Origin of the sequence: Blautia intestinalis (assembly GCF_014297355.1) — a bacterium.
Lineage (GTDB): Bacteria > Bacillota > Clostridia > Lachnospirales > Lachnospiraceae > Blautia_A > Blautia_A intestinalis.
The window spans coordinates 59,009-72,120 of sequence record NZ_JACOQE010000009.1; the positions used below are offsets into that span (position 1 = coordinate 59,009).

The following is a 13,112-nucleotide window of genomic DNA, read 5'->3' on the forward strand; positions in this document are numbered from 1 at the left end:
CCACATTCCCAAAGCCACAAATATCCCTGCACATAGTACGGCTGATTTGCCGACGAAACTTTTTTGTATTATATTGTACATTTTCATTAAATCTGTCTATTATAAATATTTGTAACTGTTCAGTACCCTCACAGTTACGAGTCAAAATGCATTCCAAATCACCTTCGGTGATGGCATTTTGCCTTATATGTCTCGGGATTTTGGCAAAAAACATGCCAAAACACCTCGCGGGATACTACCTTCTGAATAGTTACAAATATTTCATCATTGTTGGCACAAGAATGTTCATATCAACAGGCTTTGCAACATGAGCATTCATTCCAACAGAAAGGGCCTTTTGTGTATCTTCTGCGAAAGCATTGGCAGTCATCGCAATAATTGGGATTCTGGCTTTTTTCGTATCCTTCATCTTTCGGATAGCTAATGTAGCGTCATATCCATTCATAACCGGCATCTGAATATCCATAAGAATCATCTTGTAATAATCAGCATCAGCTTTTTCAAGCATATCAATGCATGCAACACCATCATTGGCAGTCTCAACAATACATCCTTCTTCCGTCAATAGTTCCGTTGCGATTTCCGTGTTGATCTCATTATCTTCGACCAATAAAATCCGAACACCATTCAGGCAGTTTTTATTGCACTGATTACTATTTTTCTTCGCCAGAGAATCGTCCTCTGACGCTTTTCTGCAAGGAATAGTTACTGTAAATTGGGAGCCCTCACCCTGCTTACTTTTCACTTCTATTGTACCATCCATGAGCTCTACAAGCTTTTTTGTAATGCCCATTCCAATGCCACTGCCATCAATATGGCTTAATGTAGTGTTACGTTCTCGTTCAAAAGTTTCAAAAATACGCTTTTGGAATTCTTCAGACATACCAATTCCATTATCGGTAATGGTAATGATCATATTGCACCAGTCTTCTTTTTCACAAGATTTCTGTACAACATTACAGGATATAGTACCTCCTGTATTTGTATACTTTATTGCATTGCTTATAATATTAAGACAAACTTCTGACAGGTGCGGTGCATCCATATATACATACGGATACATAATCTGTTCTGTCAGAGAAAGTGTCTGACTTTTACTTTCTGCCTGTTGTTGGAACATAATGATACAATTTTCAAAGCACTCATGAACATTCGAAACAGTATATTCCATTTCAACCTTATTATTTTCAATTCTTGCAAGATCCAGAACATTACCAAGCATCGCCAAAAGTTCTTTTCCGCATATTTGAATTTTTTCAAGATATCTGCCAAGTTTATCTGTTTCCTGCAAATGTCTGGATGCCAGTTCTGCATAGCCAATGATTGCATTCATAGGAGTTCTGATATCATGAGACATATTAAACAGAAATGATGATTTTGCTTTATTTGCACATTCTGCTTTTAATTTAGCTTCCCGCAATTCTTCCTCTTGTTTTAATTCGCGCAGTTTTTCGTCTGTCACATCTCGGTTCGCAATCAGCACAGATATAATATTTCCATTTTTATCATAGCTCTGAGGTACAATCATGGAAAGAAACCATGAGCCATCCTTCTTTTTGAATTCCGAAGACATAGATTCTTTATTATGAAGCCGTGCCGCCATGGTTTGTATATCAAAAAAATCTATATACTTCTGTACAAATGGCTCTGCTATAATATCTTCGATAATCTCGAACTGAGGATCCCAATCTGCAGTATTATCTTTAATATCCAAATACATTTCCCGGGATTTTTTGATTAGTTCGATCTTCTTTGTTTTCAAGTTCAGCCTTGAGATATGATAATAGGCAGTGCCTAATGCATGAAGCGCCTGCCGGTTTTTTTTCACCTGCTTTCCCAATGTAACAGGGAACTCTTCACCGTCCATCTGTTCCAAATCTGGTATCGACTGATGCAGATGCTGAACCAGCCATTTCCCATTTGTCCACTTATAGATAATCGTAAATCTTGTCTCCATTTTAAAACAGATTGAACCATCTTTAAACAGACCAACAAAATCTACTGTTCCATGTGCAAGAACATGATTCTCATCAAGTCTTTCTTCTTCCTGATGTAAATTCCTTACTTCAAGTCTGATTTTACCTCTTCGTTTTACATCAAATTTAAATGATTCTAAAAACTCATGTAGATTCGCGAATAACTCATGTTTCCCAGTTCCAATCAGACTGATATTTTCATCAAAATAATTTTCTATCCCAAAATCATTTACTGATTCCGCATTAATATATATTTTCAAAAGTTGTTCTGTGAGTTTTTTAAAATCATCCATGCGATTCCCTCTTTCTAAAAAAGACTTAAATGACTTTAAGTTTTCTGGTTTATTTCTAAAATTTATCAAATTGTTTCTGCTATTTCTAGTATACACAAAAAGCTGTAACATTCAACGTGGTTTTTTACAGCTATACGGTTATTTTCGTTTTTAAAAAACTTATTATTTTGTTTTCCCTTTTTTCTTATTTTCCAGAATCTTGTAATATACGTCGATTGCATCTTGATATGTCTTCCCCGTATTGCTTTTCAGCCATTTTTCTGACTGAAAATCAAATATCCTGCTCATCTAATAACCGTCTGTCCGCTTCTGTCTCCAGCCATTTCCGAAGATTTCCCGCAATTCTTGGTGTAAACAGTTCCGCATATTTCAATCCTTCATTTGTAATGTGGAGAACCGGATATTGCCCGGTGGTCTTAACGATATAATGACGTCCAATCAACCAGTAGATCAGTCTTGTAACTTCTTCTCCCGTCAAATATGATAATGCATTATATTCTTTTACTTTGTCCAATCCGTTCTTTTTTATTTTTTCCGCATTTGATCCACGCAAAACTCCAGTCAGTATCGACACACCAAAATATTTCTTTTCACTTATATGAACCAATGCATTCATGATCGTTTCAATAATTTCAAACAAGCTGTGACCTTTATATTTCGGATGCTTCTTGCGGCTATTTTCAGAATCCGCATTTTTATCCAGAATTTTCTGTTCCCAGTTATCATTTTTATGTTGCTCATTATGGCTTCCATATTCAATTGTTTTTTGCTGTGGTTTCCCATTTTCTTTCTTTATTTCCTTTTTGGGTAGCCAGTCCAGTTCAGTAACATCATAGCCCATAAGCTTGTAATATTCTTTTGCAGATAATGTTTTATTACACCCCTTTCCATTATTCTGATAATTCGTGCACCCCAGAAAATACTGTCTGTTCTCGCTGAATTTTACAATCAAATATCCGTCCTGACAGTCGGGACATTTCATAATTCCCAGCTTTTTACCCATAATATGATTTGTCATAAAACTACATTCTTCAGGTTCATTTGTACAAATATACAGGCGCAGTCCATACGCCGGTTTGTATCTGAGCTGCATGGGAAATCCACATACCGGACATCTTTTTCGCTCCAAAACAATCGGCTCTTCTGACCAGTTCCCGCAAAGTGAAACATTTTTATATTCTTTCTTAATTTCAAGAAGAAACTCTGATGGATTTTGCTCCGGAGCTATAAAGTAAACTCTGTTTTTTGTTCGAGTCATCGCCACATAAAAAAGGCGTCTTTCTTCCGCATACTGCATGCTCCTGTCCTCTTTTACAACCAGTGACAAAACAGGATCATCTTCAATCTTTGATGGGAATCCATAAGTTTCATTACGTCCATTAATTACAATTACCTCATCATACCCCAATCCCTTGGACGCATGCGCCGTCATAAAGGTAATATTCATCTGCGGATGTTTTACTGACTTAACTTTCGATCCCCGATTAATATATTCAAACATACCGGTTCTGGTCAGACGCTGTCCGTCAAACCCAAACCTTCCCAGCAACAGTACTTTTAAACTGTACGGATCTTTTCCATCTTTTTTTGCATAATTTATAATCTGTTCCAGCGATGTCTGCACTGCATAAGCAATTGCATAATCTGCCCCACTTCTTCTATTCGCATTCGGAGATTTCATTGTACTGTCATATGTATAAATAAGCACAGGATTTTCAATATGCTTTGGTGAAATGAGGGCTTTACGTATCTGTGAAGTATTTTTCTGAATGAAATTCCCCGCTATATCAATGACTTCCTGCGAATTTCGATATGTATGAACAATTTTCATTAGTCTGGCATATCCCATCTTTTCTTCAAATTTTGTAAAAAGAGTGATATCCGAACCACTGAATGCGTAAATAGATTGCCAGTCATCACCAACCGCCATAACCTTTGCTGATGTCACTTCCGAAAAAGCTTTAACCAGATCAAATCTCTGCCGCGAAATATCCTGATATTCATCAACAATCAGATATTTAAAGTCCAGTTTCTGCTTCATTTCCTTTACATTATTTAAAACACGGGCAGACTCATTGATCATGTCCTCAAAATCCACTGCATGATTTTCGATCAGCCACTTTTTGTATTCCAGATAACATGCCTGGCTGATCTCCAGAAATAATTTTGTTCTTACATTATCTGTTTTCTGATTCAATACCGCAAAGTCATCTTCATCATATCCATTTACTTTGAAATTTCGAATAAAATTTGATACCAGTATAATCAATCTCTTAATGTATCTGTTTTCTTCCGAAGATACTAATTTTTTCGCCACTTCCTCATCAGAGCGGCGTTTCAGTTCAATTCCATGCTGAAGCAGTTTCTCTTCCAGATGTGCAGAAATGCTTCGTCCATCTTTATAAGAAGAAAATGTATAAATAAGTGTTGTTCCATGTTTTTTATGAAAAAGGATTTTATCATTTACTGCCTTTTTGTACATTTCCAACTGTTCTTCAGTATAAAGCGAATTGTGACCATCTTCTGTAATTCCAAAATGTTCAATATATATCTCCTGCTCATTCTGACGGATAATAAAATCGGGAGTGTACGGTTTACGGGACAGCATAATATTATATTTATATACAGGTTCGTATTCGTAATCAATATTATTAAGATAGAAAAAGTTAGCAATTTCTACTTCCTGATAAGAACGTACTACTTCATTCTGAATTGTTACTTTATTTCGTGTTTTACGATCTATTACTTCTGTCCGAAAATCTTCAAGTTCACTTCGCATAGTCGCATAATTTGCATGTGCCACATGGTTAAAAAAATCATTAATATCATCACCTTCATAAGGCGCATCAAAATATGACGCAAAGAACAATACCAGTTTCTTCACCATAACCGGATCACGCAAAATTTTATCTTTCAGATATCTCTGTATGCAAAAAAACAATTTATTAGAATCTACGATATTAAGATTCTGCGGATCATTCTTATGAAGTATCGCATTTCCTGCCGAATGAAATGTTGCAATCGGACAGGGAATATTTAAGTCTTTATTAATTCGTTCCCGCAGCTCATTCACGGCTTTATTTGTAAAAGAAATTATTAAAATCTGTGACGGATCAATATGTTGTTTCTCCACCAGATATTTAACCTTTGCCGCAAGAGAGTTATGGAATAAAGGATGATGACAGAATTTTCACTATTTCAAAAAGTTATCTGCATCACGAGATGGATAGAGGTGCAAAGCTTGCGGGAGTGAAGAGAATACGGATTCATGGATTGCGACACTCGCACATTTCATTGCTAATCAATTTAGGATTTTCTGCATTGGCAATAGGTGAAAGAGTCGGACATGAGGCGGTAGATATCACATATCATTATGCACATTTATTTCCAACGGTGCAGACGGATATGGCATCACAACTGGAAACAGAAAGGGAGGCGTTAGTCAATGTCAGAAAAGAATAGAGATGATAAAAACAGATGGCGGAATGTGACAATAGCATTCCGCATGTCACCGGAGGAAAACGAGAATCTGAATAACAGAGTGAAGCTCTGCGGATTTCGTACCAAGCAGGATTATATAATCCAGAGTGTTCTTCATCAAAAGGTGGTTGCCACTGGTAATCCGTTGATGCTGGTGCAATTCCGGCAGAACCTGCAAAGGATTGAGCACGAGCTTGAGAGGATAGAAAAGGCATCGGACATGGATGGGGAGTTACTTACTCCCATCCGCTCCATGCTGGAAATATTGGAAGGCTTCAAGGAACAACCGAGAACATTGGCAGATATGAAGCAACTTACAGTATCAAATGAGGAATAACAAATATTTTGCATAAAGGAAGTGACTGTTATGAGCGAAGAAACATTATTTGAAAAATTAGGTGTGAAATACATAGAAAAAGACGGCATTTTTTATCCGTTGATTACATTAGGTGGGGAGGAGAACAGTACAGATGTTGGAAAATATGGTCGTATGTGGATGGATTACATACAGAATGAATATCCGCAGCGATACAGAAGTTTGGTTCGATTTGGAGAATTACATGATAAAGCAACCGAGGTAAATGAAGTGGCTTATGAATTGCTCGAAGATATTGAAAATGAGTGGTTGCGTAAACACAAACCAAAGCATGCGAATTCTTTTGTGGAAATGTACCAGCTACGAAATCAGGCAAGAATGATAGCAGAGGAAGTAGTTCTGCACGATGTGGTGAACTGTTTTCATTAGGGGAGCCGGCATAGATATTAAATGGATTTGTGAATGGTAAATGATATGCCGCGTATCCGCGGCTCATAAACTCCCGTAAGGGAGTTTTATCCGGATCGAAGAGCCGTATAGCCACTCCGGCGAGGAGCGCAAAACCCGCTTGCGGTTCTGCATTTTTGTTACTTTTGACAAAAGTAACAAAACCTTCCCAGGGAAATCTGCTGTTTCGTGCCGTATCCGGCACTTATTACGGATAAGAAGGAGGTGCCTGTATACATACCAAAAGAGGAGGATTTTGAGAATGGAAAGAACAATCAGTTTCATGAATGGGGAAGGTTCCATCGGGCACAACACGAGAAGATTTATAGCTGACAATGTAGATGCCAGCCGCACTCCAAATAATATCACTCTTATCCATGAGGATATTAAACAGGCATATCATAAACTGTTTGATAAGGCGCTTAAGGAATACAATGCAAAACAGAAACGCAAAGGCTGCTTATAAAATCCTCCATCTCTACAGCAAGAAAATCCGGCATGACAATGGTTCTGTTACTCTTTGGAGTTTTCGGGTCTGTAATCACATCTTTGCCTTCCAGTCTCTGATATGACTTGTTAATCCGGAGTGTTTTCTTTTCAAAATTAAAATCCGCTGGAGTCAAGGCAAGCAGCTCACCTTCACGAATGCCTGTCCAATAAAGCATTTCAAATGCATAATAGGAAATAGGCTTATCTGCCACGCACTCCAAAAATGCCTGAAATTCCTCCTGTGTCCAGAACTCCATCTCCTTATTTTCTTCTTTCCCCATAGTTCCGGCTTTTCGTGCCACATTATCTTTCAGACCATACATATTTACCGCATGATTTAATATGGCACTGAGCTGATTATGGATGGTTTTCAGATAGGTAGGGGAGAATAGCTCCCCATTATCCTTCTTCAGCATCATAATCTCATTTTGCCACTGGATGACATCCGAAGTCCTAATATCATCCAGTTTTCGTTTCCCGAAATAAGGCAGAATCTTTGTCTCAATAATGTGCTTCTTTGTCAGAAAAGTATTGCGCTTTATTCTTGATTCTAAATCCGTCAGATAAATATCCACAAAACTTTTGAAGCTCATACTGATACTCTGGTTCTCTTTCAGTTTGAAATTCCGCTCCCATTCAAGGGCTTCGCTCTTCTTGGCAAATCCCCTCTTGGTTTTCTGTTTCCTTGCTCCGGTCAAATCCTTATAATAGGTTCTCACCTCCCACATTCCGGTCTTATGATTCTTGATAACCGCCATCTATCCCACCTCCTTATCCGTAGATAGCCCGTAGATTCGCTTCATAAAATACTGTGTACTGACACGTCCTTTTATTGTCACGAATCCATCAGCCTCAAGTTCTGCATTCAACCTTCGTATCAGTTTATAGGAATACGATAATGATACTCCCAGCATTTCCATGACATCCTGTGCTGTTAAAAATCTCTTGTTCTCCATAAGCTAATGCCTCCTCTCTTTCGTTTTTATTATTCAGTTCATTTTTGAACGGTTATGATGTACATTATATTAACAGTTCACTTTTGTACTGTCAATACTTTTCGCAAAAAACATTTCACTTTTGCACTGTTGATGATATAATGTATGCAGATGCATGTTTTTTACCTCGTATCTTCATGCATGCTACAACACTCATTCCACAAATAAGGAGCAGTTAAAATGGGCGAAAAATTCACCAGTAGGGTAGGCTATTTGATTCGAAATTTCAGAATTGCATCTGACATGACGCAAAAGGAATTAGCAGATAAATGTGGATTAAACGAATCCACCATCCGAAACTATGAACTTGGAAACAGATATCCAGATGAAGCAACTTTATTAAATATTGCAAACAATCTAGGGGTCAGCTTTTATGCATTATCTGACCCTAATGTTACCAATATATTCAGCGCACTTCATGTATTATTTGACATTGAATGGGCATACGGACTACGCCCCACTATGAAAGATGGAGAAGTATGCTTCAAATTTGAAGAGCGGCTTCCAAGTGCCGGTCCCCGTCCACAGGAAGACCTTGAGAACTTCCGAAAGATGGTTGAGTATTGGGCACGTTTACGGGAAAAATTGGAAGATGGGGAAATATCAGAAACAGAATACTATCTCAAAGAAGTAAAGTACCCAATAAACCCGACAGATCCAAATAAAGAATATACTGTATCGTTAAATCTTGATGATGACGACCAGCTACTTGTTCAGAATATGGATAAAGATGACGATGCAGAAGAAACTGCTGAATTGTTAAAAGACTTGTTTCCGGATTTCTCATATGTGAAGAGGAAAAGGAAACCGAAGAAGGAGTAACCTTCGCGTAATTTACATTGCCTCTAAAAAAGATAAAGGAGAATTCTACATATGGAAATGAATCAAAATCAAATAATGGAACTATTAGATACATTATATGCAAAATCCATAAACGGCATCCCTAAAGTAAGTCAACCTATTGATGTTTTAGCCAACGATTACTTATCGAAAAATAATTCAATAGAAAAAGCAGCAAAACAATTTATAAATTATCAAGTTGCAAAGTGTACAACTTCGGGATTTGTAACCGGATTAGGCGGACTTATTACATTACCAGTTGCCATTCCTGCAAATGTCAGCAGTGTGATGTATGTTCAAATGCGTATGATTGCCTGCCTTGCATATATGGGTGGTTATGATACTAATAGCGATCAGGTACAAACATTAGTTTATGCTTGTCTTGCAGGCATTTCTATTGATCAAATAATCAAACAAGCCGGCATAAAATTTGGAACTAAATTTACTACTGCCATGGTAAAAAAGATTCCCGGTACTGTATTAACAAAAATCAATCAGAAGGTAGGATTTAGATTCTTAACCAAATTTGGAGAAAAAGGTATTATCAATATTGTTAAATTAGTGCCTGTTGTTGGCGGTGTCATTGGTGGGGGATTTGATTTAGTAGAAACCAAAGTTATTGCAAACAGAGCATACAAAATGTTTATTAAAGGGGATTTTAGTGCTTTAGACGATAAAGACGATGATGAAATTATAGACGTAGATATAGATAACATTGAAACACCCGCAGATAAAAGCAATTCTTAGTACGCACAAATTATAAAAGGAGGTATCTTGCCCATGACATCAGCTGAATGGCACTCAACATTATTTCAATTTATAGGTTTAATATTAAGCCTTGATCAACTAATCAAAGGAGATATTACTACTATGAAAGAAGAAATTAGCAAAGAAGCTATACAGAAATTTAATCGTGATGGAGCTATTTTTACAGTACTTTTAATATTAACTGTCATTGCAGCTGTGCCATTGGCAGTATTTTTAGGATATTGTGGATATATCGTTTCCGTCTACATTTTCTGCTCGGAACTTTCGGCTATTGTGATTGACCGAGCCTTTACCGACCATTGCACTTATCGTTCTCTGCATTTTTTCATCTCCCATCTGTAAATTTCAACATTCTCAGGTTTTGTTACTTTTGTCAAAAGTAACGCAAAAGCACTTTTGACGGGTACACCCATCAAAAATGCGACCTGTAAACAGGTTTTGCGTTCTCCGAAGGCTCTCCGAGGGGTGAGCGTGTGCCGGTGGCACACACGCCTGCGAACCGACCGAGCCAGCAGGCGAGACCAAAGAGCCGCCTTTGAAAAGGCACTCTCTGCACACTCCCCTAAACTTTATCCGGTGTCAAAGTGTGACGATGGTGACAATGTTTTTCACAGCGTGCTGCTCTCAAAAACATTGACACCTTTGACACCGTTTGTCACGCCGTCTGCTCGGTTTCTTTCCAAAGTGAAACCTTTCTTCCGTCGTGTGTGCGGCTGTTCTGATAACGGATACCGTAATCACGAAACAGCCTGCTTGCGTTGATACTGAGCCTTAAAGAAAGTACATTCGGCTTTATATCCACCGCAAGCCTTTCGCAAAGTTCCGAAGCAGTTCCTTCCCATCTGTCACTTTCCGAAAAGAGCGTATCCGCTATCTTCTCAAGCAGAGGTTCGGGCGGTTCTTTCCACATCTCCGTTTCCGATTTTGCAAAGTTCCACACCAATCGCTCGCTGTCCCTTACAAGATGGATTTTCATATCCTGCTGGTCTCTGCCAGCAACATCAAGTGTGGCATTGTTGGAAGTACGCTTGTCCTTACTGAGAACAAATGCACCGTCTGCCGCACCCATCAGACCATTCGTGCCTGAAATCATATCGAATATATCTTCCGATTTTTGTTTGCGTGTATGATGAACAATAAGCATTGAAACCTTGTAACTGTCTGCCAACGCTTTCAGCCTTGCCACAACATCATAATCACTTGCGTAGCTGTAATCTGCTCCGCCTGCTTCACGCACACGCTTTAAGGTGTCTATGATAATCAAGCCTGTGTCTGGGTGTTCCCTCATAAACCCTCTTATCTGTTCTTCCAGTCCGCCATTGACCGTTTTACATTCCGTTGCGAAATACAGATTGCCTGTCTCCTTTGCACCGAACATCTGAAACAATCGCTTCTGCAAACGTGGGTAATCATCTTCAAGGGCAAAATAAAGCACCGTTGCCTTACGCACCTTATACTCCCAAAGCGGTGTGCCTGTGCTGATATGATAGGCAAGCTGTGCCATCATAAAGCTCTTTCCCACTTTCGGGGAACCTACGAAAAGGTAAGTTCCCCTTTGGAGCAGACCGTCGATAAGTGGTGTCTGAACCTCAAACACCGTATCATACAGCGTTGTCATTGATACTGTTTTCAGATAGGAAGGGTCTAACTGTCTGAGTATTTCCCTTTGCATTTCTTCAAAAGATTGCTCGTACCCCTTGAAATCCGTATCCTGATTGACTATACTATTGTCAGTACATTTGGAAAGTGACTGTTCCGCATCTGTTGCCGCAGATACATTTGGAATAGTCATTTCTTTTTTATTCTCCATTCGCATCCTCTCCTTTCAAACCGCCGAGAATAATGGAAATCAGTTCTATTACACTCAGCAGTTCATCATCCACACCTTTTCCTGCTTCAATCCTTTTCAGTTCCGCAAGGACTGTGGCAAATTCCGTTTTCAACGCCTTATACACTCTCGGATTGCCCTGTACCACCACATCCTGATTTAAGCAACGGCGGTAACAATACTCCTGTTTTGGCAATCCTGATAGAGCTACAGCTCTGTTAATGAGTTCGTTTTCTTCGGGCGATACTCGAAACCCTACTGTGATATTCCTCCAACGATTTTTGTTATCTCTGTTCTTAGCTGACATTTTCAAAATCTCCTTTCCCTAAATCATCTAATTTTTCTGCCATCTCAATCTGCTTTGACGGAAAGAGGTGTGCGTACTGATAAGTAATATCAATACTTTCGTGACCAACTCGGTCAGCAATCGCCACCGCAGAAAAGCCCATATCAATCAAGAGTGAAATGTGGCTGTGACGGAGATCGTGAATGCGGATACGCTTCACGCCTGCCGCCTTTGCCCCTCTGTCCATCTCGTGATGAAGATAGCTTTTCGTCACCGTAAAGATACGGTCTTTCTTCTTCAATCCGTAAAGCATACCGAGATATTCTTTCATTTCCTCACACAGAAACTTCGGCATTTTAATCGTGCGGTTGCTCTTTTTCGTTTTCGGAGAAGTAATCACATCCTGCCCTTTCAAACGCTGATAGGATTTATTGATTGTGACTGTTTCCTTATCAAAGTTGAAATCTGCCGGAGTCAAAGCTAACAGCTCGCCCTCTCGGATACCGCACCAGTAAAGCATTTCAAACGCATAAAAGGAAACAGGCTTGTCCATCATCTCAAAAGAGAATTTCTTGTATTCTTCCTTTGTCCAGAACAGCATTTCCTTGTGTTCCTCACGTCCCATATTTCCCACCTTTGCCGCAGGATTGGAACGCAGTTCATAGTAGCGGACAGCGTGATTGAAAATGGCGGACAACTGATTGTGCAGCGTTTTCAGATACGTCTGTGAATAAGGCTTTTTCTTCTCATCACGATAGGCAAGCATTTCATTCTGCCAAGTAATAATCTCCTTTGTGGAAATCTCGCTGATTTTCAGTTTCCCGAAATACGGAAGTATCTTTGTGCGTATGATATGCTCTTTGGTAAGCCACGTGTTTTCCTTCAAACGGTTCTTCACATCATTGATATAAAGCTCCGTAAAGGCTTCAAAACTCATATCAAGGTCTGAAGAAGTCTGCAATTTGAACATTCTTTCCCATTCCTGTGCTTCTCGTTTGGTAGCAAAGCCACGCTTGCATTTCTGCTTGCGTTCCCCTTTCCAGTTCACATACCTTGCCATCACATACCAAGTACCGTTATCTTCATTCTTAAATACCGGCATTTACATTTCCCCCTTTCCTGCTCCGTAGAGCCTTTCGTAAAAATACTGGCGATTTACACGCCCTGCAATCGTAATAAAGCCCTTTGCTTTCAATTCCTCATTTAATTGTCTGATGAGTTTATATGCATAAGGTTTTGATACGTTTAGTTCCTGAGCCACATCTTCGGCTCGGATAAATCTGTTTTCCATATCCTTTTTCTTCCTTTCTTAAAATAATTTTTTGCTTGCCGCTTTCTCCGTGTTAAAGTTCCAACAGGCACTCCTGCTTGTCGGCAGGCGCTGTGCTGTCCCA

14 protein-coding genes and 2 pseudogenes are annotated in these 13,112 nt (G+C 39.0%); 7 read left to right on the forward strand and 9 right to left on the reverse strand.

Features of this window, described 5'->3' with window-relative positions; translation table 11 throughout:
• Positions 1–250: 250 nt before the first annotated feature.
• From H8Z79_RS12930 to H8Z79_RS12935, 3 genes and pseudogenes are all read right to left on the reverse strand, one after another.
• Positions 251–2,269, reverse strand: coding sequence for an ATP-binding protein (locus tag H8Z79_RS12930; RefSeq protein WP_118040968.1), 2,019 nt, complete (start codon positions 2,267–2,269; stop codon positions 251–253).
• Between the two features lie 271 nt (positions 2,270–2,540).
• Entirely contained in the window at positions 2,541–3,527 is a 987-nt protein-coding gene (locus H8Z79_RS17310; RefSeq protein WP_330607580.1) for an RQC domain-containing protein, read from the reverse strand.
• Positions 3,504–5,414: pseudogene (locus tag H8Z79_RS12935) on the reverse strand (UvrD-helicase domain-containing protein); the annotation flags it as partial. The pseudogene H8Z79_RS12935 and the gene H8Z79_RS17310, both read right to left, overlap by 24 nt.
• Before the next feature lie 17 nt (positions 5,415–5,431).
• Here H8Z79_RS12935 and H8Z79_RS12940 point away from each other — a divergent pair.
• From H8Z79_RS12940 to H8Z79_RS12955, 4 genes and pseudogenes are all read left to right on the forward strand, one after another.
• Positions 5,432–5,731, forward strand: a pseudogene (locus H8Z79_RS12940) (tyrosine-type recombinase/integrase); the annotation flags it as partial.
• Entirely contained in the window at positions 5,715–6,086 is a 372-nt protein-coding gene (locus tag H8Z79_RS12945) for a plasmid mobilization protein (protein WP_118041476.1), read from the forward strand. The pseudogene H8Z79_RS12940 and the gene H8Z79_RS12945, both read left to right, overlap by 17 nt.
• A gap of 30 nt (positions 6,087–6,116) precedes the next feature.
• Entirely contained in the window at positions 6,117–6,494 is a 378-nt protein-coding gene (locus H8Z79_RS12950) for a TnpV protein (RefSeq protein ID WP_187002864.1), read from the forward strand.
• Positions 6,495–6,774: 280 nt separating this feature from the next.
• Positions 6,775–6,978 (forward strand): plasmid recombination protein, encoded by a 204-nt coding sequence (locus H8Z79_RS12955; RefSeq protein ID WP_225876993.1) that lies wholly within the window; start codon positions 6,775–6,777, stop codon positions 6,976–6,978.
• Here the strand turns inward: H8Z79_RS12955 and H8Z79_RS12960 are convergent.
• Together H8Z79_RS12960 and H8Z79_RS12965 are read right to left on the reverse strand one after the other, a co-directional pair.
• Entirely contained in the window at positions 6,935–7,759 is an 825-nt protein-coding gene (locus tag H8Z79_RS12960; RefSeq protein ID WP_225876994.1) for a tyrosine-type recombinase/integrase, read from the reverse strand. The genes H8Z79_RS12955 and H8Z79_RS12960 overlap by 44 nt on opposite strands.
• Positions 7,760–7,957, reverse strand: a complete 198-nt coding sequence (locus H8Z79_RS12965; protein WP_022431210.1) for a hypothetical protein — start codon at positions 7,955–7,957, stop codon at positions 7,760–7,762.
• A 219-nt stretch (positions 7,958–8,176) separates the two neighbouring features.
• Between H8Z79_RS12965 and H8Z79_RS12970 the strand changes: the two genes are divergently transcribed.
• The 3 genes from H8Z79_RS12970 to H8Z79_RS12980 are packed head-to-tail and all read left to right on the forward strand — an operon-like array spanning position 8,177 to position 9,946.
• Positions 8,177–8,818, forward strand: a complete 642-nt coding sequence (locus tag H8Z79_RS12970; RefSeq protein ID WP_118041480.1) for a helix-turn-helix domain-containing protein — start codon at positions 8,177–8,179, stop codon at positions 8,816–8,818.
• 51 nt (positions 8,819–8,869) lie between these two features.
• Complete coding sequence (locus tag H8Z79_RS12975) at positions 8,870–9,583, forward strand: EcsC family protein (RefSeq protein ID WP_118041482.1); 714 nt, start codon at positions 8,870–8,872, stop codon at positions 9,581–9,583.
• Between the two features lie 33 nt (positions 9,584–9,616).
• Positions 9,617–9,946, forward strand: a complete 330-nt coding sequence (locus H8Z79_RS12980) for a hypothetical protein (RefSeq protein ID WP_187002865.1) — start codon at positions 9,617–9,619, stop codon at positions 9,944–9,946.
• A 313-nt stretch (positions 9,947–10,259) separates the two neighbouring features.
• On the opposite strand, the gene H8Z79_RS12985 is transcribed toward H8Z79_RS12980, so the two are convergent.
• The 4 genes from H8Z79_RS12985 to H8Z79_RS13000 are packed head-to-tail and all read right to left on the reverse strand — an operon-like array spanning position 10,260 to position 13,009.
• A complete protein-coding gene (locus tag H8Z79_RS12985) occupies positions 10,260–11,414 on the reverse strand; it encodes an AAA family ATPase (RefSeq protein ID WP_009247525.1) in 1,155 nt (384 codons plus the stop codon).
• A complete protein-coding gene (locus tag H8Z79_RS12990; RefSeq protein WP_009247526.1) occupies positions 11,404–11,739 on the reverse strand; it encodes a plasmid mobilization protein in 336 nt (111 codons plus the stop codon). Before H8Z79_RS12990 ends, H8Z79_RS12985 begins: the two co-directional genes overlap by 11 nt.
• The gene (locus H8Z79_RS12995; RefSeq protein ID WP_009247527.1) at positions 11,729–12,820 is read right to left on the reverse strand and encodes a site-specific integrase; all 1,092 of its coding nucleotides are present in this window, start codon (positions 12,818–12,820) and stop codon (positions 11,729–11,731) included. Before H8Z79_RS12995 ends, H8Z79_RS12990 begins: the two co-directional genes overlap by 11 nt.
• Entirely contained in the window at positions 12,821–13,009 is a 189-nt protein-coding gene (locus tag H8Z79_RS13000) for a helix-turn-helix domain-containing protein (RefSeq protein WP_009247528.1), read from the reverse strand. It lies immediately after the preceding gene.
• Positions 13,010–13,112: the final 103 nt, after the last annotated feature.